The 21,110-nt window shown below is 71.0% G+C and carries 30 protein-coding genes and 1 pseudogene; 24 read left to right on the top strand and 7 right to left on the bottom strand.

Annotation, left to right across the window (positions count from 1 at the left end; translation table 11 throughout):
* The first annotated feature begins 43 nt into the window (after window positions 1–43).
* Window positions 44–807, top strand: a pseudogene (locus ACVHNB_RS32535) (IS5 family transposase).
* 15 nt (window positions 808–822) lie between these two features.
* Here ACVHNB_RS32535 and ACVHNB_RS32540 read toward each other — a convergent pair.
* Both ACVHNB_RS32540 and ACVHNB_RS32545 read right to left on the bottom strand, forming a co-directional pair.
* Window positions 823–1,779: an IS481 family transposase gene (locus tag ACVHNB_RS32540; protein WP_456226486.1), complete on the bottom strand. Its 957-nt coding sequence runs from the start codon at window positions 1,777–1,779 to the stop codon at window positions 823–825.
* A gap of 145 nt (window positions 1,780–1,924) precedes the next feature.
* Window positions 1,925–2,593 (bottom strand): HAD family hydrolase, encoded by a 669-nt coding sequence (locus ACVHNB_RS32545; protein WP_428954938.1) that lies wholly within the window; start codon window positions 2,591–2,593, stop codon window positions 1,925–1,927.
* 487 nt (window positions 2,594–3,080) lie between these two features.
* Here ACVHNB_RS32545 and ACVHNB_RS32550 point away from each other — a divergent pair, with 487 nt between their 5' ends.
* The 4 genes from ACVHNB_RS32550 to ACVHNB_RS32565 all read left to right on the top strand — a co-directional run bounded on the left by ACVHNB_RS32550 (window position 3,081) and on the right by ACVHNB_RS32565 (window position 8,152).
* On the top strand, window positions 3,081–3,764 hold the full coding sequence (locus ACVHNB_RS32550; protein ID WP_428954937.1) for an HNH endonuclease family protein: 684 nt from the start codon (window positions 3,081–3,083) through the stop codon (window positions 3,762–3,764).
* Window positions 3,765–3,906: 142 nt separating this feature from the next.
* Complete coding sequence (locus ACVHNB_RS32555) at window positions 3,907–5,553, top strand: alkaline phosphatase D family protein (RefSeq protein ID WP_428954936.1); 1,647 nt, start codon at window positions 3,907–3,909, stop codon at window positions 5,551–5,553.
* A gap of 136 nt (window positions 5,554–5,689) precedes the next feature.
* Window positions 5,690–7,606 carry an FAD/NAD(P)-binding protein gene (locus tag ACVHNB_RS32560; RefSeq protein ID WP_456226487.1) on the top strand — a complete coding sequence of 639 codons (1,917 nt, stop codon included), beginning with the start codon at window positions 5,690–5,692 and terminating at the stop codon, window positions 7,604–7,606.
* Between the two features lie 99 nt (window positions 7,607–7,705).
* Window positions 7,706–8,152 (top strand): DoxX family protein, encoded by a 447-nt coding sequence (locus ACVHNB_RS32565; protein ID WP_428954934.1) that lies wholly within the window; start codon window positions 7,706–7,708, stop codon window positions 8,150–8,152.
* A gap of 65 nt (window positions 8,153–8,217) precedes the next feature.
* On the opposite strand, the gene ACVHNB_RS32570 is transcribed toward ACVHNB_RS32565, so the two are convergent.
* Window positions 8,218–8,763, bottom strand: a complete 546-nt coding sequence (locus tag ACVHNB_RS32570) for a superoxide dismutase family protein (RefSeq protein ID WP_428954933.1) — start codon at window positions 8,761–8,763, stop codon at window positions 8,218–8,220.
* A gap of 228 nt (window positions 8,764–8,991) precedes the next feature.
* Here ACVHNB_RS32570 and ACVHNB_RS32575 point away from each other — a divergent pair, with 228 nt between their 5' ends.
* Window positions 8,992–9,621, top strand: a complete 630-nt coding sequence (locus tag ACVHNB_RS32575) for a DedA family protein (protein ID WP_428954932.1) — start codon at window positions 8,992–8,994, stop codon at window positions 9,619–9,621.
* A 3-nt stretch (window positions 9,622–9,624) separates the two neighbouring features.
* Here the strand turns inward: ACVHNB_RS32575 and ACVHNB_RS32580 are convergent, their stop codons facing one another.
* Window positions 9,625–9,855 (bottom strand): DUF2277 domain-containing protein, encoded by a 231-nt coding sequence (locus tag ACVHNB_RS32580; protein ID WP_456226488.1) that lies wholly within the window; start codon window positions 9,853–9,855, stop codon window positions 9,625–9,627.
* 101 nt (window positions 9,856–9,956) lie between these two features.
* Here ACVHNB_RS32580 and ACVHNB_RS32585 point away from each other — a divergent pair, with 101 nt between their 5' ends.
* Window positions 9,957–10,334, top strand: a complete 378-nt coding sequence (locus tag ACVHNB_RS32585) for a hypothetical protein (protein WP_428954930.1) — start codon at window positions 9,957–9,959, stop codon at window positions 10,332–10,334.
* A gap of 240 nt (window positions 10,335–10,574) precedes the next feature.
* Here ACVHNB_RS32585 and ACVHNB_RS32590 read toward each other — a convergent pair whose 3' ends face one another.
* The 3 genes from ACVHNB_RS32590 to ACVHNB_RS32600 form a co-directional block, all read right to left on the bottom strand.
* Window positions 10,575–11,867, bottom strand: a complete 1,293-nt coding sequence (locus ACVHNB_RS32590) for a site-specific integrase (RefSeq protein ID WP_456226489.1) — start codon at window positions 11,865–11,867, stop codon at window positions 10,575–10,577.
* A 104-nt stretch (window positions 11,868–11,971) separates the two neighbouring features.
* The gene (locus ACVHNB_RS32595) at window positions 11,972–12,250 is read right to left on the bottom strand and encodes a hypothetical protein (RefSeq protein WP_456226490.1); all 279 of its coding nucleotides are present in this window, start codon (window positions 12,248–12,250) and stop codon (window positions 11,972–11,974) included.
* A 183-nt stretch (window positions 12,251–12,433) separates the two neighbouring features.
* On the bottom strand, window positions 12,434–12,787 hold the full coding sequence (locus ACVHNB_RS32600; RefSeq protein ID WP_456226491.1) for a helix-turn-helix domain-containing protein: 354 nt from the start codon (window positions 12,785–12,787) through the stop codon (window positions 12,434–12,436).
* 211 nt (window positions 12,788–12,998) lie between these two features.
* On the opposite strand from ACVHNB_RS32600, the gene ACVHNB_RS32605 reads away from it, so the two are divergent.
* The 17 genes from ACVHNB_RS32605 to ACVHNB_RS32685 all read left to right on the top strand — a co-directional run bounded on the left by ACVHNB_RS32605 (window position 12,999) and on the right by ACVHNB_RS32685 (window position 21,101).
* Complete coding sequence (locus ACVHNB_RS32605) at window positions 12,999–13,370, top strand: XRE family transcriptional regulator (RefSeq protein WP_456226492.1); 372 nt, start codon at window positions 12,999–13,001, stop codon at window positions 13,368–13,370.
* Window positions 13,354–13,590, top strand: coding sequence for a hypothetical protein (locus ACVHNB_RS32610; RefSeq protein ID WP_456226493.1), 237 nt, complete (start codon window positions 13,354–13,356; stop codon window positions 13,588–13,590). Before ACVHNB_RS32605 ends, ACVHNB_RS32610 begins: the two co-directional genes overlap by 17 nt.
* A 95-nt stretch (window positions 13,591–13,685) precedes the next feature.
* Window positions 13,686–13,895, top strand: a complete 210-nt coding sequence (locus ACVHNB_RS32615) for a hypothetical protein (protein WP_456226494.1) — start codon at window positions 13,686–13,688, stop codon at window positions 13,893–13,895.
* Between the two features lie 104 nt (window positions 13,896–13,999).
* The gene (locus tag ACVHNB_RS32620; protein WP_456226495.1) at window positions 14,000–14,314 is read left to right on the top strand and encodes a hypothetical protein; all 315 of its coding nucleotides are present in this window, start codon (window positions 14,000–14,002) and stop codon (window positions 14,312–14,314) included.
* A 127-nt stretch (window positions 14,315–14,441) separates the two neighbouring features.
* Entirely contained in the window at window positions 14,442–14,822 is a 381-nt protein-coding gene (locus tag ACVHNB_RS32625; protein WP_456226496.1) for a hypothetical protein, read from the top strand.
* Window positions 14,819–15,235 carry a hypothetical protein gene (locus ACVHNB_RS32630; RefSeq protein ID WP_456226497.1) on the top strand — a complete coding sequence of 139 codons (417 nt, stop codon included), beginning with the start codon at window positions 14,819–14,821 and terminating at the stop codon, window positions 15,233–15,235. The genes ACVHNB_RS32625 and ACVHNB_RS32630 overlap by 4 nt, the downstream gene beginning before the upstream one ends.
* Complete coding sequence (locus ACVHNB_RS32635; RefSeq protein ID WP_456226498.1) at window positions 15,232–15,657, top strand: hypothetical protein; 426 nt, start codon at window positions 15,232–15,234, stop codon at window positions 15,655–15,657. The genes ACVHNB_RS32630 and ACVHNB_RS32635 overlap by 4 nt, the downstream gene beginning before the upstream one ends.
* Window positions 15,654–15,932 (top strand): hypothetical protein, encoded by a 279-nt coding sequence (locus ACVHNB_RS32640; protein ID WP_456226499.1) that lies wholly within the window; start codon window positions 15,654–15,656, stop codon window positions 15,930–15,932. Before ACVHNB_RS32635 ends, ACVHNB_RS32640 begins: the two co-directional genes overlap by 4 nt.
* A complete protein-coding gene (locus ACVHNB_RS32645) occupies window positions 15,929–16,471 on the top strand; it encodes a hypothetical protein (protein ID WP_456226500.1) in 543 nt (180 codons plus the stop codon). The genes ACVHNB_RS32640 and ACVHNB_RS32645 overlap by 4 nt, the downstream gene beginning before the upstream one ends.
* Window positions 16,471–17,385, top strand: a complete 915-nt coding sequence (locus ACVHNB_RS32650) for a hypothetical protein (protein ID WP_456226501.1) — start codon at window positions 16,471–16,473, stop codon at window positions 17,383–17,385. Before ACVHNB_RS32645 ends, ACVHNB_RS32650 begins: the two co-directional genes overlap by 1 nt.
* Window positions 17,385–18,533: a recombination directionality factor gene (locus ACVHNB_RS32655; protein WP_456226502.1), complete on the top strand. Its 1,149-nt coding sequence runs from the start codon at window positions 17,385–17,387 to the stop codon at window positions 18,531–18,533. The genes ACVHNB_RS32650 and ACVHNB_RS32655 overlap by 1 nt, the downstream gene beginning before the upstream one ends.
* Window positions 18,530–19,261 carry an exonuclease domain-containing protein gene (locus ACVHNB_RS32660; RefSeq protein ID WP_456226503.1) on the top strand — a complete coding sequence of 244 codons (732 nt, stop codon included), beginning with the start codon at window positions 18,530–18,532 and terminating at the stop codon, window positions 19,259–19,261. The genes ACVHNB_RS32655 and ACVHNB_RS32660 overlap by 4 nt, the downstream gene beginning before the upstream one ends.
* Window positions 19,258–19,476: a hypothetical protein gene (locus ACVHNB_RS32665; protein ID WP_456226504.1), complete on the top strand. Its 219-nt coding sequence runs from the start codon at window positions 19,258–19,260 to the stop codon at window positions 19,474–19,476. The genes ACVHNB_RS32660 and ACVHNB_RS32665 overlap by 4 nt, the downstream gene beginning before the upstream one ends.
* The gene (locus tag ACVHNB_RS32670; RefSeq protein ID WP_456226505.1) at window positions 19,473–20,078 is read left to right on the top strand and encodes a hypothetical protein; all 606 of its coding nucleotides are present in this window, start codon (window positions 19,473–19,475) and stop codon (window positions 20,076–20,078) included. The genes ACVHNB_RS32665 and ACVHNB_RS32670 overlap by 4 nt, the downstream gene beginning before the upstream one ends.
* On the top strand, window positions 20,075–20,518 hold the full coding sequence (locus tag ACVHNB_RS32675; RefSeq protein WP_456226506.1) for a hypothetical protein: 444 nt from the start codon (window positions 20,075–20,077) through the stop codon (window positions 20,516–20,518). Before ACVHNB_RS32670 ends, ACVHNB_RS32675 begins: the two co-directional genes overlap by 4 nt.
* Window positions 20,515–20,829, top strand: a complete 315-nt coding sequence (locus tag ACVHNB_RS32680) for a WhiB family transcriptional regulator (protein ID WP_456226507.1) — start codon at window positions 20,515–20,517, stop codon at window positions 20,827–20,829. The genes ACVHNB_RS32675 and ACVHNB_RS32680 overlap by 4 nt, the downstream gene beginning before the upstream one ends.
* A complete protein-coding gene (locus ACVHNB_RS32685) occupies window positions 20,826–21,101 on the top strand; it encodes a hypothetical protein (protein WP_456226508.1) in 276 nt (91 codons plus the stop codon). The genes ACVHNB_RS32680 and ACVHNB_RS32685 overlap by 4 nt, the downstream gene beginning before the upstream one ends.
* Window positions 21,102–21,110: the final 9 nt, after the last annotated feature.

A 21,110-nucleotide genomic window follows, 5' to 3' on the forward strand; every position in this document is an offset into this window, starting at 1 on the left:
TGAATCCTGGGCGGTGATCGAGCCGTTACTGGCTCCGCCCCGGATGGGCCGTCCGGTGCGGGACCGACGTCAGGTCGTCAACGGAATCCTGTGGAAGCTGTCGACCGGGGCGGCCTGGCGGGACCTGCCGGAACGCTATGGCCCGTGGAAGACGGTCTACGAACGCTTCCGCCGCTGGTCGGCCGATGGAACCTGGGACCGCCTGCTGGCCCACGTCCAGCAGCATTCCGACGCCGTGGGCGCTGTCGACTGGTCGATCGTGTGTGTCGACTCCACGACGGTGCGAGCCCATCAGCATGCGGCCGGGGCACGAAAAGGGGGCTCTGGCCGGGCGAGGCGATCGGCCGCTCCCGCGGCGGACTGACCACGAAGATCCACCTTGCCTGCGACGGACTCGGCCGGCCCCTGGCCTTCACCCTGACCGCTGGGAACGTCAACGACTGCACCCAGTTCGAGGCGGTGATGGCCCGCATCCGGGTCGCCCGATGCGGTCCGGGCCGCCCACGCACCAGACCGGAGCGGGTGGCCGCAGACAAGGGTTACTCGTCCGTCAAGATCCGCGCCTACCTGCGCGGACGCGGCATCAAAGCAGCGATCCCGGAACGAATCGACCAGATCAACGGCCGCATCCGCAGAGGCCAGAGCCGATGCAGACTCAACCGGGCCGCCTACCGGCGCCGCAACCTCGTCGAACGCTGCTTCAACAAGCTCAAGCACCACAAGGCCCTGGCCACCCGCTACGACAAACGAGCCCGCCACTACCAAGCCATGGTCACCCTCGCCTGCCTACAACTCTGGCTCCCATGACTTTGCGGACACGACCTAGGTGTATTGACTCGCAGCGTTGTTGACGCGGCTGATGGGTGGGTGGCCGCCGAGTGCGGTGTGGCAGCGGTGGTGGTTGTAGGTGTGCAGGAAGTCTGCCAGGGCTGCTGTTCGTTCGTCGTTTGAGGTGTAGGGCCGCAGATAGGCCCATTCGTCGAGCAGGGTCCGGTTGAAGCGTTCGACCTTGCCGTTGGTCTGCGGCCGGTAGGCGCGGGTGAGTTTGCCGGCCGCCCCCAGGTCGGCCAGAGCCTCGCGCCAGGCGAAGCTTTTGCGGTAGGGCCAGGCGTTGTCGGTCAGGACCCGTTCGACGTGGTCGATGCCGTGTGCGGTGAAGAAGGCTGCCGCCCGCCGGAGGAAGGCTGCGCAGGTGGCGGCTTTCTCGTCGGGGTGGATCTCGCTGTAGGCGAGGCGGGTGTGGTCGTCGACGGCGGAGTGGATGTAGTCGAAGCCCATGTTGTTGCGGGTGACGCGGCCGGCCTGACGGCCCAGGACCTTGTGGCCGCCGCCGTCGGGGATCCGGCCGAGCTTCTTGACATCGACGTGGATCAGTTCGCCGGGCCGGTCTCGTTCGTAGCGGCGGATGACCTGCCCGGTGGGCCGGTCCAGGAAGGCCAGGCGGTTCAGCCCGTGGCGGGCCAGAATCCGGTGTGTGGTCGAGGCGGGCAGGCCCAGGATCGGGCCGATGCGGGCGGGTCCGAGCTTGCGGTCCTGGCGCAGCCGACACACCAGTTCCTCGGTCGTCGCCGCAGTGCGGTGCGGTGTGGTGAGGGGACGGCTGGAACGGTCATGCAGTCCTTGCTCGCCCTCGGTCCGCCAGCGGCGAACCCACTTGTGGGCCGTGACGCGCGAGATGCCCATCTCGGCCGCGACGTGCGCGACCGGACGGCCTGCGCGGACACGCTCGATGAGAAGCCGCCTGCCGAGAACGGTCAGCCGGGCATTACGGTGGGACACGAAGACCTCCGTGCGGTGCAGTCCTAGACAGCTCCACCACACCGGAGGTCTTCGCCATGATCAAGCCCAGTCGGTGTTAACAACGCTCGTGATCAATACACCTAGGGCCTGTCCGGCGGGTGAGGTCGCGTCCGGGTGGCCCGGGTCAGCCGATGTGCAGCAGGATCTCTCCGCCGGGCGCGGCCTCGACCCGTACGGCCGTCAGATCCGGCACGTGGACGGTGGGCCCGTGCTCGCCCGCGCGCGGCCCGACCCCGACCACCCGCATCCCGGCGGAGCGCCCGGCCGCGATCCCGGCCCCGGAGTCCTCGAACACGACGCAGTCGGCCGGGTCGATGCCCAGCTCGGCGGCGCCCTTCAGGAATCCCTCGGGGTCCGGCTTGCTGGCCCCCACGTTCTCGGCCGTCACCCGGACCGCCGGGTAGGGCAGGCCGGCCGCGGCCATCCGCCCGGTGGACAGCGCCACGTCGGCCGACGTGACCAGGGCGTGCGGCAGCCCCGCGGAGAGCAGGGCGTCCAGGAAGTCCGCCGCACCGGGCACGGGCACGACCCCGTCCATGTCGGCGGTCTCCGCGGCGAGCATGCGGGCGTTGTCCGCGTAGTTCTCCTCCATGGAGCGCCCGGGCAGCAGCTCGGCCATCGTGGCGTGCCCCTGCCGCCCGTGCGCCACGTGCATGACCTGGTCGCCGTCGAGCCCCTGCGCGGCGGCCCAGCGCCGCCAGATCCGCTCGACGACGGCGTCGGAGTTGACGAGCGTGCCGTCCATGTCGAGCAGGAGGGCGCGCGCGGAGAGGACGGTGGGCGTGGCCGGCATCGGCGGGCTCCAGACACGGAGACGAGAAAAGACGAGAACAGACGAGAAAAGGGACAAGGCGGCCCCGCCCGCCGGTCAGGGTACGCGGACGGGAACCACTTTGTTCCCCCACGATACAAAACGAGCACCACTGATCGCCAGCCGACCCCGTTCAAGCCCCTCCGGCGATTGAGGAGCGGGGTCGGGGGCGGAGCCTCGAATTCAAGCCCCTCCGGCGATTGAGGAGCGGGGCCCGGGGCGGAGCCCCGAGACCAGGCACCCAGCCCCCTGACCAGCCACGCCCCAGTCCACCACCCTCCCCCGGAACGCACCACCCGCCCCACCCAATCCCCCGCACAACCAACGGAGTTACCCGCACGACTCTTGCCCCGCGCACTAACTTGACGCGACCCTGTCACCCAACGCACACCTGCCCGAAACCCCCCACCCCCACCATGACCGGACGGCACCCCACCGTCCAACATCCCCCCACATCAAGGGAGTTCACATGCCCCGCACCCCTGGCACAGCCCCTCGCACGCCCCGTTTCTACGCGCGTCGACCCCTCACCGTCACGGCCGCCGCCGCAACGGCAACCCTCACCGCCGCCCTCACCCTCCTCACCGGCCCGACGGCGAGCGCCGCCCCGCCCACCCCGGTCACCGCCGCCACCGCCCGCACCTACCTCTCCGAACTGACCGTCAAGACCGAGGGCTCCTCCGACGGTTACAGCCGCGACAAGTTCCCGCACTGGATCACCCAGTCCGGCTCCTGCGACACCCGCGAGACCGTCCTCAAGCGTGACGGCACGAACGTGCAGACCGGCTCCGACTGCTCCGCCTCGTCCGGCAGTTGGTACTCCGCGTACGACGGCGCCACCTGGACCGCCTCCGGCGACGTCGACATCGACCACGTCGTCCCGCTCTCCGAGGCGTGGAAGTCGGGCGCCAGTTCCTGGACGACGGCCCAGCGCCAGGCCCTCGCCAACGACCTCACCCGGCCTCAGCTGATCGCGGTCACCGACAACGTCAACCAGTCCAAGGGCGACAAGGACCCGGCCGAGTGGATGCCGCCGCGCACCGCGTACGCCTGCACCTACCTGCGGATGTACGTCCAGGTGAAGCACTACTACGACCTCAGCGTCGACTCGGCGGAGAAGTCGGCGATCCAGTCGAAGCTCAGCGGCTGCTGAGCAAGGGCCGACCTACCCGGACAAACCGTGCGGCGGGCGAAATCCGGCCCGCAGGAACCACCCCACCCTCCTCCGGCGTTCCGTACCGTACGGACCGACTGCGGACCGACGGTCCGGAGCGCCGGAGAGCGGAGGAGATCACGTGGCGAGGCTGCGCCTGGGACCACTGCTGAGGTATGTGGACGAGGAGGCGGCGACGGTCTGGGTCGAGGCGAGCCGGCCCTGCGTCGCCGAAGTGCGCTGCGCGGACGGCGCGTCCGGCAGCGCGCACACCTTCCAGATCGACGGCCACCACTACGCGCTGGTCCCGGTCACCGGCCTCACCCCGGGCACCGAGACGGCGTACGAGGTCACCCTGGACGGCGGCACGGTCTGGCCCGAGCCGGACTCCCGCTTCCCGGACAGCACCATCCGTACCCCGGCGTACACGGAGACCGCGCCCGTCCGCGTCACCTTCGGCTCCTGCCGCTGGGCCGCCCCGCCCGCCGACGAGCACGACCCGGTGGGCCCGGACGCCCTCGACACGCTCGCCGCCCGGCTCGCCGCCGACCCGGCGGCCGAGCGGCCCGACGTCCTCGTCCTGCTGGGCGACCAGGTGTACGCGGACGAGACGTCACCGGCGACGCAAGCGTGGCTGGCCCGCCGCCGCGACCTGACGGACGACCCCGGCACCCAGGTCGCGGACTATCAGGAGTACACGCACCTCTACTACGAGTCCTGGCTCGACCCGGAGATCCGCTGGCTGCTCTCCACGGTCCCCAGCTGCATGATCTTCGACGACCACGACGTCATAGACGACTGGAACACGAGTGCCGCCTGGCTCCGCGACATGCGCGCGGTCCCCTGGTGGCGCGAGCGCATCCTGAGCGGCCTCATGTCGTACTGGGTGCACCAGCACATAGGGAACCTGACGCCGGCCGAGCTCGACGCCGATCCCGTGTACGCGGCGGTGCGCGCGACCCCCGACGGCACCGACGCCCTGCGCGAGTTCGCCGCCCGGGCCGACGCCGACCCGGGCGTCGTGCGCTGGAGCTACCGCCGGGACTTCGGCCGCGTACGCCTGCTGATGGTCGACACCCGCGCCGCCCGCGTCCTCGACGAGCAGAACAGGGCGATGCTCGACCCGGAGGAGGAGCGGTGGGTCCGGGCCCAGGCCCTCGACGGGCAGGACACCGCCCCCGGCGCCTACGACCACCTCGTCATCGGTTCGTCGCTGCCGTGGCTGCTCCCCCACCTCATCCACGAGCTGGAGGGGTGGAACGCGGCACTGTGCCGGGGCGAGCGCGGGGCCCGCTGGGCACGGTTCGGCGAGAAGCTGCGCAGACGGGCCGACCTGGAGCACTGGGCGGCGTTCCCGGCGTCGTTCGACGCGCTCACGGACCTGGTCGCCGAGGCCGGGGCGGGACCCGCGGCGCCCGCGACGGTCTCGGTCCTCGGCGGCGACGTGCACCACGCCTACGTCGCCGAACCGTCCTGGCCGGCGGGCACCCCTGCGCCCACCGCCCGTGTCCTGCAACTGACCTGCTCCCCCGTGCACAACTCCATCCCGGCGTCGATGCGCGTCGGCTTCCGCTTCGGCTGGAGCCGCACCGGGCGGGCCATCGGGCGCGGCTTCGCCCGGCACGCCCGCGCCGCGGCACCCCGTATCAACTGGCGCAAATCGGGCGGTCCCTGGTTCGGGAACCATCTGATGACGCTGACGCTGCGCGGGCGTTCGGCGGACCTCGCCCTCGACCAGGCGGACGCGGAGCGCGGCCTGGTCCGGGCGGACCACCGCACCATCACCTGACCCGTCACCCGACCCACGAACACCAGGGGTGATCCATTTCACACCTGGACTCCCGCTCTCCACTCCTGAGGGCCAACCGGCATGATGAGGCGGACCATCCGCTTCCAGCAGCCCCACATGCCCCGGGAGTCCCGTTTTGCCCGCCCCTCACTCCGAGTTCAGCCTGGCGATCATCGGCGCGGGCCCGCGCGGCACGAGCGTTCTGGAGCGGCTGACCGCCTCGGCGGACGACCTGCTCCCGGCGGGCGCCCGCCTCACCGTCCACGTCATCGACCCGTACCCGCCGGGCGCGGGCGCCGTCTGGCGCACGGACCAGGCACCCGAGCTCCTGATGAACACGGTCGCCTCGCAAGTGACCCTCTACACGGACGAGTCGGTGGACTGCTCGGGCCCGATCCGGCCGGGCCCGAGCCTGTACGAGTGGGCCGCGCGGCACGACACCGCCCTCGGCCCCGACGACTATCCGAGCCGCGCCCAGTACGGCCGCTATCTGCGCCGGGTCTTCTCCGCGGCCGTCGCCGCGGCCCCGCCCCGCGTCGAGGTCGTCACGCACGCCACCCGCGCCGTCCGGCTCGACGACGGCCCCGACGGCCGCCAGACCCTCGCCCTCGCCGACGGCCGCACACTCGCCGGGCTGCACGCGGTCGTCCTCACCCAGGGCCATCTGCCGTCCGCGGGCACCCCGGCCGAGCGCCACGTCACCGAGGAGGCACGACGGCACGGCCTGCGCCACGTCCCGCCGGCGAACCCGGCGGACCTCGACCTGAGTTCCGTACAACCAGGCGAATCGGTCCTGCTGCGCGGCCTCGGCCTCAACTTCTTCGACCACATGGCCCTGCTGACCGAGGGCCGCGGCGGACGGTACGCGGCCGCTCCCGGTGGCGGCCTGCGCTATCTCCCCTCGGGCGACGAGCCGCGCCTGTACGCCGGTTCGCGCCGCGGCATCCCGTACCAGGCGCGCGGCGACAACGCCAAGGGCCCCTACGGACGCCACCGGCCGGCCGTCCTCACCCCCGAGTCGATAGCCCGCTTCCGCAAAAGAGCCGACTCGGGCGACGCCCCCGACTTCCTCGCCGAGATATGGCCCCTGGTCGCGAAGGAGGTGGAGACGGTCTACTACGAGACCCTGCTGCGGCCCGCCGGCTACGCCTGCGCCTTCCGCGACCGCTTCCTCGCCGCCGCGCACCGCTCCCCCCAAGAGGCCGACGTCCTGGAGGAGTTCGGGATCCGCGGCGAGCTGCTCTGGTCCTGGGACCGGGTCGCACGGCCCCATTCCGGCCACCGCTATACCAATCCCGCCGCATGGCACGCCTGGCTCCTCGCCCATCTGCGCGAGGACGCGGACCACGCCGCGCTCGGCAATGTCGACGGACCCGTGAAGGCCGCCCTCGACGTGCTGCGCGACCTGCGCAACGAACTGCGCCTGATCGTCGACCACGGCGGCCTGTCCGGCGCCTCGCGCCGCGACCACCTCGACCGCTGGTACACACCACTGAACGCGTTCCTCTCCATCGGCCCGCCCCGGCGCCGCATCGAGGAGATGGCCGCGCTCGTCGAGGCCGGCGTGCTGACCGTCGTCGGCCCGCGCCTCGAAGTCGCCGTCGAGGACGGCCGGTTCGTCGCGCACTCGCCCGATGTGCCGGGCTCGACCGTGACGGCCACCACACTCGTCGAGGCCCGGCTGCCCGAACCGGACGTGCGCAGGACCGCCGACGAGCTGCTCGCCCGGCTCCTGAAGACCGGCCAGGCCAGGCCGCACGCGATCGACGGATACGAAACCGGAGGCCTGGACGTAACACCGCGCCCCTACCGTCTGATTACGCGTCAAGGACGCGCGCACGCACGCCGGTTCGCGTTCGGAGTACCCACCGAGGGGGTGCACTGGGTGACCGCCGCCGGGGCCCGCCCGGGGGTCGACTCGGTGACCCTCTCGGACGCGGACGCGGTGGCGCGCGCCGCCCTGCGCACCGCCGCGGGACCGGATGCGGAAGCCGAAACGGAAGCCGACCATGGCCGGATGTTGAACTTGCAAGCATTGGTTAGGTTCTCCTAACCTGTGGATCTCCCAAGCCGGTGGCAACGGCGGCAGCGTCGGCGCCGACTCCATCGGTGAACTCGGTTACGTCCCCCACCGACCGAAGGAGTCCCCACCATGACTGGACGTCTCAACAGCGCCCAGCCGTACGCTCTCGGCCTGTTTCGCATAGTCGTCGGCCTGCTCTTCGCCTGCCACGGCGCCGCCTCGCTCTTCGGCGTCCTCGGCGGCATGGGCGGCGGCACCGTCGAGGCCGGCACCTGGCCCGGCTGGTACGCGGCCGTCATCCAGCTCGTCGGCGGCGGCCTGGTCCTGCTCGGCCTCGGCACCCGCGTCGCCGCCCTGGTCTCGTCCGGGTCGATGGCCTACGCGTACTTCAAGGTCCACCAGCCCGAGACCCTGTGGCCGATCCAGAACGGCGGCGAGCCCTCCGCGATGTTCTGCTGGGCCATGCTGCTGCTCGTCTTCACCGGCTCCGGCGCGTTCGGCCTGGACCGGCTGTTCGCCGGGCGCGGCGAGCGGGCCGACGCGACGGAGCGCGAGCGCGCGACCGTCGCGGCCTGATCCCCGTACGCGCATGAAGGCGCCCGCCCCCTCGCAGGGGGCGGGCGCCTTCGCGTACCGGGGTCCTACTTGCCGTGGTGCGACGAGGACGCGAACGGCACCGTGAAGCACGCCACCCGCCTCCCCGCCCCACCGGGCACGTCATGGATGACGACCGAGTTCGCCTCGCCGGGGCGCAGCCCCCACTTCTTGCGGACCTCCGCCGCCCCCTTGCCCTTCGCGTCGGTGGTGAAGTCGAGCCAGACCTCGTTGTCCGCATTCATCTGATCCGGATCCACGACGTGCTGGTAGTGCCCGCCCGCGGCGGCCGGGTCGGCGCCGCAGGGCTTCTGGTGCACGTGCGCGCCAAAGGCGTGCTTCGGGGCCAGGCCGTCGACGTCCAGGCTCACGGTCATGCCCGCCCCGTGGCCGTGCTGCTCGACCCTGACCCACGACGCCGCGGGCACCAGCTTCATGTCGTACGTGAGCGCGTGCGAGGGCACGTGTGCCGAGGGCGGGGCGAACTGCGCCTCGGCCCGTACCCAGTAGCAGTCCGTGCCGCCACCGGCCCCACCACCGCCCGCCGCGAGCACGGCCGCCGCGAGCACGCCGGTCACCATTCCTGCCACCATCGCCGTTCCTCTCGTCGGAACACGTAGGTACACGTACCTACACGCTCGCCGGAATCGAGGGCGCCGCGCCGCGCAGAACGCGCCACGCGGGTGAACGTGAGATGGGGAACATGTGTACCCGTTGCGTCACTCCAGCAACGCACAAGGCGTACGCTGTACAGCTGTCATGAAACCGCTCCTGCCTGGATGGAACGGTCGGGGGAACGTCCGTACGAGAGTGGGCTGACGGTGCTGGAGAGCGTGGGGTCACTGACCGGGAGCCCGTGGATCTACGCGATCGTGGCGCTCTCCGTGCTCTTCGACGTCTTCGTGCCGGTGCTGCCCAGCGGCGTCCTCGTGATCACCGCCGCCACCGCCGCCGCGGCCGGCTCCGGCGCCGCCACGGGCCAGGTCCCGCACGGCGTACCGGACCTGCTCGCCCTCACGCTCAGCGCCGCGACGGCCTCGGTCCTCGGCGACCTGGTCGCGTACCGCCTCGCCTGGCGGGGCGGCGCGCGCCTGGACCGGGCCATCGCCCGTTCGCGCCGGCTGACCACGGCACAGGAGCGCCTCGGCGGGGCGCTCGCCCGGTCCAGCGGCGGACTGCTCGTGATCATCGCCCGGTTCGCGCCCGCGGGCCGCTCGGTCGTCTCCTTCGCGGCCGGCTCGGCGCACCGCCGGGTCCGCGAGTTCCTGCCCTGGTCGGCGCTGGCGGGCGTGGCCTGGGCCGCGTACAGCGTGGCGCTCGGCTATTTCGGCGCGCAGTGGCTCGGCGCGAGCTGGCTGTCCACCGTGGTCTCGCTGCTGGCGCTGGTCGGCGCGGGCGTGGTGGCGGCGTACGTGATGCGCCGACCGGCCCCCGAGGCCCAGGAGGCCTGAGCCTCAGGACGCCCTGGGGCGGGCGGCCCCACGCACCTCGAGTCCGTCGAGCAGCGCGGCGGTGGCCCGGGCGATCTCGTCGACAGCCCGGTCGAACACCTCCTGGTTGTGCGCGGCCGGCGCCCGGAACCCGGACACCTTCCGTACGTACTGCAGGGCCGCGGCCCTGATCTCCTCCTCGGTGGCCTCTTCCGGGAGGACGGGCGGGCGAAGGGTCTTGATGCTTCTGCACATGCCTCCAGTCTGCCGCCGCACCCCCGTCCTTCGACCACACGTTCGCGTGAACTCCCCCAAGTCGCTCGCACCGTGAATTCGAACAGACGTACCATTGCCGGGTGGCAGCGACCGATGATTCCGACTTCGATTTCCCGAGCGACCTCCGCGCAGGTCAGGAGGAGCTGCACCAGATCCGGGCCGAGCTCCTGGACCTTCTCAAGCGGCTCCCCTGGTCGGTGGCGCCCCTCGACGCGATCAGCGACACCCAGGGCTGGCGCAAGCTGGAGCGCCCGGCCTCCCCGGGCTGGACCGACGACGAGCAGGCCGAGGTCGAGAAGCTCCGCCGGCGCGAGCTGGAGCTGGCCGTGTTCGTGACGTGCCATCGCTACTGGTCCGAGCTCTCGGGCCCCGACTCCGTGCGGGCCCGGGCCCGCCTCCAGCACGTCCACGACGCCGATCCCGCGGAGCCGGGGGACGACGAAGACCCCCAGGCATGATCGTCATCAGCACGATCGCCTGAGGGCCTCGGTTCACATCGGTGGGCGCGGACGGTTTCGAACCGCCGACATCCTGCTTGTAAGGCAGGTCTTCCATCTGGCCAGGGTTTTCGAGATCCTCCGAGACTCTCCGAGCGGATCCTACGGCCCCTAAGACTGGTCGAGTTGAGATCTTCCGAGAGTCTCCGAGGAACCCCGAGGGGGTCTTGTGGACTCTTCGTGGATTCCGGCCCCGATTCGTCACTCAACGGCCCGGAGTCCACGTTCCTCGCCTCCCTCCCCGGTCAGCGCCTTACGGACCCGCTCCTGCGCACCCTCGCCCTCATGGGTGTAGATCCATGTAACTTTCCCGCCGCGCTTCTGGCCGAGGAAGGCTTGGGTGTCGACTTCCTTGACGCCCGCATGGTGCAGCCTGCTCGCCACATCGTGCCGGTACTCGTACAGGCGCGGCCACCACTCCGTGCGGCCTGTCTCCGGGTCCTTGACCTTCCGGGCCACGCCAGCCTGATCGATGGCCTTCTTCCAGGGGCGTTGCAGGTTGTTCATGTTCAGCGCCGCCCCCTTCGGGCCGCGGAACACCAGCTCGTCGGCGCACAGGTCGTAGCCGTCACCGATCGCTGAACGGGTGCGCTTCGGCTGCCACTTGGCGACCATCCATCGGACAGCCTCCATCGCCGTGGGCGTCAGCGGCACCGTCCGGAACCCGGCCTCGGTCTTGGGCGCCTCCTGCCTGCACAGGCGCCCGCGGTCGAGCACGAGGATCTCCCGCACTTGGACCGTCATCGCCTCTTCGTCCACGCAGTGCAGCCGCAGGCCCGCGTACTCCCCGGGCCGCATGCCCGTCTCGTACGCGAAGTCCCTGAGGATCCGTTGGTAGTACTCGGGCAGTGCCGCGTGGATGAGTGCGTACTGCTCGGCCGTGGGCGGTTTCAGGTCGTCAGGGTGCTTGGCCGGTTTCGGCGCGGTGACTTCCAGGTGCGCCGCAGGGTTGTCCTTGATCCGCTCGCCGTCCTTGATGGCGGCATCGAGGAGCGAGATCAGCAGCCGGCGCACCTGGCACTGCGTCCGGTACCCCTTCACCTCGCGGGTGAGCCACGCCTGGAGAGTCATGTAGTCCAAGTCGATCAGCTTGTACTTGGCCCACTTCGGCGCGAGGTGCGCGGTCCAGATGCTCTCTTTCCGGTTCCGCGTCTTGACCTTGCCCTTCTTGCTCTGGACTTCCCAGTACTGCTCCCACCAGGCGCCGACGAGGATCTTGCCGCGCTCCGGGTCCCGGTAGGCACGTTGCCGGACGGCAGTGCGCGTCTCGTCGAGGAACGCCTCAGCGGCTTTCTTGCCGCCGTCCGGGATCGTGAAGTTGCGCGCCTTCTGCTTGCCGGTGGGGTCGCGGTACCGGGCCTGCCACGAGCCGACGCAGTCACGGCGTGGGCGGCGCTCGCCGTGCTCGGCCGGCGGGTACGCCTCCAGGCACAGGGGGCACCCGCATGCCTTCGAGCGGATCTGTCGTGGGTTGTTCGCTGGCCTACGCGGCATGCCGTCCCTCCTGTCCGCAGCGGCCTCGCCCTGCGCCGTAGCTCCGCATTTGAAGATCGGCAGGGAATGCCGCACTTTCTGGATGGCCCAACGCGGCAATGGGCCTAGCCATGCTTGATCACCTTTTCGCTCCCTCGCTGCTTCGGGATGTACGAGAGGAGCCGGATCGGCTCCCCGCACCAGCAGCGTGCACCGAACTCTCCTTGCGGGATGGCAAGTTCAGCGAGGACGGCACGAACGGCACGAACAGCGAACGCAGATGCGGCCAGCTCGGCCGGGATTGAGATCAGTTGGCGCTCGGCGTCCCACGGGTCGAGTGAGGCGAGCGGCACGTACTGAGCCCGAATGCACATGATGATCCCCCTGAGGCGCAGGCTGTCCATTGGTAGCCGTGGGGGAGGTCATCGGCCGTGCGTCCGAAACTACATCCCTATGGAGCAATATGCGACCACTCTGCGCCATTCTTGTGGGTGCGCCCTCACGCTGAGTGAAGGGATCCGTTTAGCGGAGACTTGCGCGGCCACGAAAGGGTTGTACGGAAGATCTTGACGCCCCGTCAGGAGCGGCTACAGGTTGCTGTCCCGCAGCGCCTTCGCCTGGATCTCCATCATCGCCTGCTGCTCTTCGGTGAGACCCTCGAAGAGTTTGAGGAGGCGCTCGGCGCGCTCGGGCGAGACGGGGCCGGGTGCCTTGCGGCCGGCCGCGTCGGTGAGCCTCTTCACCGAGTAGCTCGGGAACTCTGTCGACAGCTTCTGGATCGCGTCGTTGCGCGGCACGCGGGTGCGGTGCAACCAGGTGGCGACCGTGGAATGGTGCACGCCGATGCGTCGCGCGAGCTCGCTCCCGTTGACGTTGTAGTCGTCCATCAGGTCGGCGAGTACCTGCGCGAAGTCGGGGCCGGGTGTCTCCTCGTTCGTCACGCGCCAAGATTGCCCCGTGGCTTCTACTTTTCGCAACCGAAAGTAGAAGCGTGGCGCGTTACTGACCGGCGCTTGACCTCCCCGTCGCACGCCGTAGATACGTGAGTATGCCACCAGAATAGAACACCCGTTCGCTCGACGCGCAGACCCCGGGGTTTCTCGGCGAATCTCGGAGGATCCCGTTGACAGTGCTTCGACTTCGACTGTAGAAATGTCGCATCACGCCGACACCGGAGTGAGCAACACCACCACCAGGCACGAGGTCCACATGCCAAAACTCAGCCGCAAGAGCGAAGGCAAGCCACTCCGTGACGCCATGAAGCGAGCAGGGCTCTCCGGCCCCGAACTCGCCGAGGCGACGAAGGGGGTGGACCCGACCGGCAAGGGCATCAGCCCGGCCACCGTCGGACGCCTGACCTCACGCGGCAAGACCGCTCGCGACAACTGCGAGTTGTCGACGGCCTGGCTCGTCGCCGAAGCGCTACATCGGAGGACGAGCGCCCCCCTCCAGGACCTCTTCAGCATGCCCACACATTCGACTTCGACAGTAGAAAGGTCAAGGTCTGATGCCGAAGAAGAGTGAACGCCTCGCCGCACTCCCGGCCGGACTCGTCCCCCTGCTGAGCCAGCCGCAGCTGGAGACGTACTACGGCGTCTCTGACTGGCAGGTCCTCCAGTGGGTCAAGCAGGGAATGCCGGTCGTCGCCTACGCCGGCCGCCAGCGCCGCTTCAACCTCGCGGACTGCGAGGAGTGGCACGAGGCGAACGCGGCCTCGGACCCCGAGCTCGCCGCCACCGGCTGACGCCGACTCCCCCACAGAAACGCCGAAGGGTCGCCCGACTTCCCGGCCGGCGACCCCACGACTCGGCAACCCCAGACACAGAAACGAGGTCACCGATGACCACATCTTTGCAGACCGAATACGTCGACCGCGACGGCGACGTCTGGCTCCCCGACGGTGAGACCGAGGGCGGTGAGCCGCGCCTGAAGTGCCCGGCTCCGCAGGCCCCGGAGGACGCCGGCACCGGCCCGTCCTTCGAGTGGACGCGGGCGCTGGTCGAGTCGCTGTTCGGTCCCCTGACGGCGCAGACGGCGGTGTCGGCGTGAAGGCGGCGCGTGTGAACTCGGCGGCTGGGGTGATCTGCGCCGCGTTGGAGCAGTCGCGGGTGCCTGCGGGGATTGCGCTGGCGCTGGAGTCTGCGGGGCTACTCATGTCTCCGGAGACGGCGCGGGAGTTGGAGGCGCTGCGTGCTCGGGTCGCCGAGTTGGAGGCGCTGCTCACTGCGTGCCGCGCGGTGCACGTGAAGCACTCGGACTCCGAGCACTGCGAGCACGACGGCGAGCCGTGGCCGTGCCCGACGCTCGCCGCGCTGTCGGCTCCGGCCGAGGTGTCGGCGGACAGGTTGACGGCGCTGCTCGCCCCGACGCAGGCCCTCGCTCGTGGCGAGGAGGTCCCGCGTCGTGTGCGTGAGATGCGGGCGCTTGTGGACCGGCAGCGCGACCAGGCGGGCGATGCCTCGTGCTGAACACCCCGCCCCTGTTCTGGCCCCTGTTCCTCGCTGCGCTCTCCGCGTTCGGTATCGGCGCCCTGCTCGTCATGTCGCGCTGCGAGCGCGCGTTCCCCATCCCTGCACAGCCGAAGGGCGGTCACCGATGAACCGCGTCCGCATGATCCTCCACCGCATCTTCCGCCGCCCCACCGTGACCGGCCCGCTGCCGATCTACGTGCGACGTATCCCGACCGGTGTCCTCCTTGACCTGGAGGCGTACTTCGAGCACGTCGTTACGACGATCGCTGACGACCCGGACCTCCTCGACCTGTTCATGGAGATCGCCGAGGACCGTGGCGCGTCCGGTGAGCACGACGGGCACGCCCCGGAGAAGCTCCTCGTCGAGCAGCTCGGCGAGCGGGTCGGGTTCACGGTCCCGGTGTACGGGGGCAAGGTCGAGGCGCTGGCCGAGCGGCTGCGGGCGCTGGCCCCGGCGCAGGCGGTCGTGATCCCGGCGCAGCGTGAGGGCGGTGCTGCCGCGTGAACGCCGAACTCAGCAGCCACGACGCCGAGATGCTCAGGAAGCTCGGCCCGGACTGGCAGGCCGGACGGCACGAGCCGCGCGACCCCGAGGCCGAGATCATCACCCCGTCGCTCGACGAGATGGCCGCCGCCCCGGGCGCGACGCAGACCAAGTACCGCGTCACGTTCGCCCGCGTCGGCCGCCACGGCGGACGCAACGGCAGCAGGCCGCCCGCCCCGCTCACGCTGTGGGCGGTCACCGCCGAGGGCCTCGCCGAGCACATCGCGCACTACATCGAGCCGTACATCCTGTCCAGCGGTGCCGAGGTCGTCGTCGACCTGGACGCCATGACCGGGTCGGTCCTTGCCGGGTTCCGCAACGCGGGCACCTTCACGATCGAGGCCTTGCTGGTCCAGGAGGACGGTGCGGCATGAGGACGCGCGCCGAGCTGGAGGCCGCGCTGTACGACAGCCTCGTCTCCTTCAACGACACCGCGTGCTGGGGCATCCTCCGCTTCGCCCAGCACCGCCATTACCTCGCCGAGCACCTCGCCGCCGCGCTCGACACCGAGGAGAAGGCCACCGCTCCGGCGGCGACGGCCACTCCCGCCGAGCCCACCGGCCGTCTCGCCGCGCTCCTCGCTGCGATCCACCTCCTCGGCGGGCGCTGGACCGCGAACACCGCGGCCCGCCACTACCGCAACCAGCTGCGCCACACCGTCTACGGCGTACCCGACCACCGGATCAAGGCCCTCGCGCGCGCCGACCTCGCCGCGCTCGCCACCGCCGGATGGCTCGACCAGCACACCGAGCCGGGCCGCCAGTACTACGAGCTCAAGAAGGGCGGACGCCCGTGACCACCACCACTACCTCCCCGGCCGCCGACTCCGTGTGGGTCGCCCCGCCGGCCGCCCGCCGCGACTACCTCCTCGCCGCCATAAGGGCACACGGCCGCCCCGTCACCGCCGCGCTCGCGGCCGGTCTGATGGACGGCTCCCCGTGGCCCACCACCGGCCGGAACACCGCGCGGAAGGACCTCCGGGCGCTCGCCGCGCGCGGCCTCCTCGCCCCCGCGGACATCGACGGCCGCCGCATCTACCACCCCACCACCGGAGAGGACGGCCGCGCATGAACGGGCCCGAGCACTACCGCGAGGCCGAGCGCCTCGCCGACCGCGCACACCACTACACCTACGGCGACGGCGCCGACCCGACGACCGGCGCCGCACTCGCGGCCGAGGCGCAGGTCCACGCGACGCTCGCCGCTGCGGCCGCGAGCGTCGAGCAGGCCGCCGTGACCGCGCTGGCCCACGACATCAACAGCCGCGCCATCGACGACTGGTCGACCGTCCTCGGCGACGCCGTCGCCGGACCGCCCGCGCAGCCGGAGACCGAGACCGCCACGACCTACGCCTTCCGCGCGGAGCACCCGGACTCCGGGATCACGCTCGGCCACTACGCCACCGCGGCGGCCGCCCGTGCGCACTGCGAGGACATGGAACGCCGCTCGTGGCCGACCGGCACCACCCTCGCCTTCGACTGGATCGAGGACGACGGGGACCGCGTCGCCGAGCTGGTGGTCACCGCCGGTCAGAACGAGGAGTCCACCACCGGCTACACCGTCACCGCCCTGGAGCTGGCCTCCGCGTACGACGAGGAGGCCGACGTCTGATGACGACGACCGTGCAGGCCGGGGCCAACGCCCCGGCCGCCGGCCGACGCCGCAAGGCATCGGCCGCCGCTCCCACCGGCGCCGACCGGATCCCGAAGCCCTCCCAGGGCTGGTACCGCGTCCCCGGCACCGACACCAAACTCCGCCGCGTCACCACCATCCTCAGCCAGGGATTCCCCAAGCCGCAGCTCGTGTTCTGGGCCGCGAACCTCACCGCGCAGGACGCGTTCGCCACCCTGCCCTCCCTCGTCTCCGCCTCGCTGAGGCCGGCCGAGAAGGAAGCCGCATACGACTGGCTGCGCAAGGGCCACATCCGGAAGAAGGACGAGCGGGCCGCGATCGGCGGCGCCGTCCACGACGTGATCGAGGCCCACGTCCTCGGCCAGCCGATCCCGGAGTCGTTCCTCACCGACGACGAGATCGCCCCGTTCGTCGACAACTTCCTCCGCTTCGTCGCCGAGTGGGAGATCGAGTTCGAGGCGTCCGAGATGACCGTCGGGAACTTCACCGACGGCTGGGCCGGAACCCTTGACTACCTGTTCCGCTCGCCCCGCATCGCCGCGGCGCTCGCCGTGCCCGCCACGACGTTGTTCGTCGGCGACACCAAGACCGGCGGCGAGCTGGACGAGAAGGGCGTTTACCCGGAGGCCGGCGCGCAGATGTCCGCGTACCGGCGGGCCGAGGTCGCGTGGCTCCGCGACGGCACGCAGGTGCCGATGCCTCGCGTGCACGACGTCGGGATCGTCCTGCACCTGCGGCCGGAGGGGTACCGGCCGATGCCGCTGAAGTGCGGCGACGACGTGTACGAGGCGTTCCGCCACGTGCAGGCCCTCGCCGAGTTCCAGCGGGTGCTCGCCAAGTCCGTTGTGGGTGAGGCCCTCACCCTCCCGACCCTGGAAGAGAGGGCCGCCTGATGCCCATCCTTGATCTGCAAATGCGGATGCGTCAGCTCGGCGAGATCCGTATCGGGCACGTCGTCTCCGGCGTCTCGGCCAAGGGCAACGCGTACACCCGCCCGGCCAAGCTCGACAAGTTCCGCTTCACCTCCCCGTCCCGCGAGATCCTCGCCAGCGTCGCCGAGTTGTACGGCGGTGAGGTGAAGCCGTGGACTCCGGCAAACGGCGGCCCGTCCGAGTTCGAGGTGTACTCGGCCGTCAACCGGCTCCCGGTGCTGATTCCGCCGCGCGATGCCGTGTCGCAGTGGTACGAGCTGTACGCCGGATCGCAGTGCAAGCGTCGCTGCGACGGCGTCACCGAGCAGAAGTCCGACCGGCCCTGCATGTGCAACCCGGACGACCGGGAGTGCGCCATCACGACCCGCGTCAACGTCATGCTCCGCGACGTGCCCGCGCTCGGCCAGTGGCTCCTTGTCTCCAAGGGCTATCACGCTGCCGTCACCCTGCCGCCTGCCGCTGAACTCCTGTCGCAGGCAGGCGGATACGTCGCCGGGTGGCTCGGCATGGAAGAGAAGACCGCGATCGTGAAGGACAAGCCGGCGCGGTTCAAGGTGCCCACCCTCGACGTCGAGATCACCCCGGCCGCGTTGATGGCCGGTGACCTTGGCAGCGGGAAGCCTGCGGTCGCGAAGGGCCCGGAGCGGGCGGCGATCGCGGCGGCCCCGGCCGCACCGTCGGGCCCGTCGAAGGACTTCCTCGCCGAGGCGGAGAAGGCGACGACGCAGGAGGAAGCGCTCGGCCTGTTCCGTGAAGCGAAGAACGAGGGCGCGCCGACGGACTACCTGGAGAAGCTGAAGGCGATCGGCCTTGCCAAGCCCTCCGCGTCCGAGCAGCAGCCGACCGGCACTACGTCCGCGTCGCCGGCACCGGCACCGGCCGCCGAGTCGGCCACGGGCGACGACGAGGTGCACGACGCCGAGTTCGTCGAGGACGACGACATCGAAGGCATCTGGTTCCAGATCATCGCCGCCGCCGGACAGCAGCAACTCACCACCGAGCAAGTCGAGGAGCGGTTCGCCGCGGCCAACGGCGGACTCCACCCCTCGACCGCCCGCGCCGACCTCCTCCGCCAGTTCCTCGCCGACCTGAAGGCAGGCCGCGCATGAGCTGGCACACCGGCCGCCTGTGCGGCTTCGACCTGGAAACCACCGGCATCGACGTCGAGACCGACCGCATCGTCACCGCCTGCGTCGTCCAGTGCGGCGGCGGCCACGACACCGCCTCCGGCACGTGGCTCGCCGACCCCGGCATCGAGATCCCCGAGGACGCGGCGAAGGTTCACGGCATCACCACCGAGCAGGCGCGCGCCGAGGGGAGGCCAGCGGCCGAGGTCGTCGAGCAGGTCATCGCCGCGCTCGCCGAGGTCGTCCTCGCCGGGACCCCGGTGGTCGCGATGAACGCGGCGTTCGACTTCACGCTCCTCGACCGCGAGGCCCGCCGCCACGGCGTGCAGCCCCTCGTGGACATCGTGGGCGACGACCTCCGCGTCATCGACCCGCGCGTCCTGGACAAAGCCGTCGACAAGTTCCGCCGCGGCGGCCGCAAGTTGGAAGACCTGTGCCGCACGTACGGGGTGCGCCTCGACGGCGCGCACTCGGCGGACGCCGACGCGATCGCCGCGTGCCGAGTGGCGTGGCGTATCGCGACGACGAAGCCGAAGATCGGCGACAGCTCGCTCGCCGTGCTGCACGCCTCGCAAGTCGAGTGGGCACGCGAGCAGGCCGAGTCGCTCGCGGACTACTTCCGGCGCACGCCAGGCAAGGAGCACCAGGCCGACGGCGTCCGCACCGACTGGCCGCTCATCCCGCATCAGCGCACCGGCGGTGCGTCGTGAAGCTCACCACCCGCAACCTGTTCCGAGGCACCGGCCAGCACCGCGCCGCCCCCGAGCCGACGGCACCCGTCCCGCTGCTCCGCCCCATCGAGGCCGTCGCGAACGAACTCGCGCCGTGCCCCGCCGAGGGCCGCACCACCCTGCACGCCCTGAACCGAGACGGGTCCCGCACGTGCTGGACCTGCCGCACCATCTCACCCGGGGAGTCCCAGTGAGCGCACCCACCTTGTTCGACACCGAGGTACCGGCCGCCACCACGGCGGCCGGGCCCCGGCCCCGCCTCTACCGCGTCGCCGGACTCGACATCAGCCTGACCGGCACCGGCATCGCCACCCTCGGCGGCACAACTCGAGTCCCCACCAAGGGCCACCGCGCGGACAGCCTGCTCGAGCGCAACGCTCGCCTGAAGCACATCACCACCCGAGTCCTCGAGGAAGTCGGCAACGTCCAACTCGCCTGCGTCGAAGGGCCCGTCAGCTACACCACCCCCGGCGGATCCACCTGGGACCGCGGCGGACTGTGGTGGCGAATCGTCGCCGCGCTACTCGAGCGGGACATCGCCGTCGCCGTCATCGCCCCCACTGCTCGAGCGAAGTACGCCACCGGCAACGGCGCCTCGAGGAAGACCGCCGTACTCGAGGCCGCGCAGCGCAGATACGGGGCTGTGCTCGAGACCGACGACGAGGCCGACGCGCTGATCCTCCGCGCGATGGGCCTGGACTGGCTCGAGCAGCCGCTCGCCGAGGTCCCCGACGGACACCGTGCCGCGCTCGCCGGAGTGCAGTGGCCGGAGCGCGAGGCGGTGACCGCCCGATGAAGATCCGCGCAGACGTCGCCGAACTCCTCCGCGCAGGACTGTCGGACCGGGCCATCGCCCGCGAACTCGGCGTCGACGCCCGCCTCACGGTCGCGCCCGCACGCACAGCCCTCGGCATCCCCAAGGCCCGCCCCGGGAAGCCACCGGCAGCCAGCGCCGAAGACCTCTTCTGGCGCCGCACCCAACCTGTGGACGACGGCCACATCCTGTGGACAGGCTCCCGCGACTACACGGGCACGCCGAGCCTGCGCCACGGCGGCAGGAACCTCTCCGCGCTACGCATCGCGTTCCGCCTGAAGCACGCCCGTGAACCCGAGGGGCACGTCACCCCCACCTGCGACCGCGACGGGTGCGTGGCGCCTGCCCACACGGAGGACCGGCGCATCCGGGAGCGGACCAACACCACCTTCGCCGCGATCTTCGGAGAGGTCTCCGCATGATCCTGCCGCACACCCCGTACACCATCCCCGCGCCCGACACCCTCGCCCCCGCCGAGAGCTGGCAGGACCACGCCGCATGCCGGCGCCCCGAGCACCTCGACGACCGCGACCTCTTCTTCAACACCGGCCACGCCGACGCCGCGTACGTACGCCGCATCTGCGACGGCTGCCCTGTCCGGGTCGAGTGCCTGGAGTACGCCCTCAACCGCGACGAGCAGTGGGGCACATGGGGCGGCCTCAGCACCCGGCAGCGCAAAAGCCTCCTTCGCCAGCGCCGCCGCGACGCCCCACCCGAGAGCACGGCGGCATGAACGGGCTCGGGCCGACGATCGGCAGCCCCCGCCCGGGCTACGGGATCCGGGTCCGCCTCGACAACGCGAGGGCCAAGTCCCTTGCGGCCGCCGACTTCACCTGCCCGTGCGGCCACGCAGAGGACGCCGTCGGCTACGCGGAGACCGAGCACCTCATCATCCGCGCCCAACGCCACCGCCGAGACGACTGCCCGATCCCCGAAGTCCGCGAGCACGCCCGACGCCAGTACGCCGCACTCCAGCACTCACTGACCAAGCCCCGCCGCAAGTAGCACCACCTG

It is taken from the genome of Streptomyces sp. YJ-C3 (genome assembly GCF_053891275.1).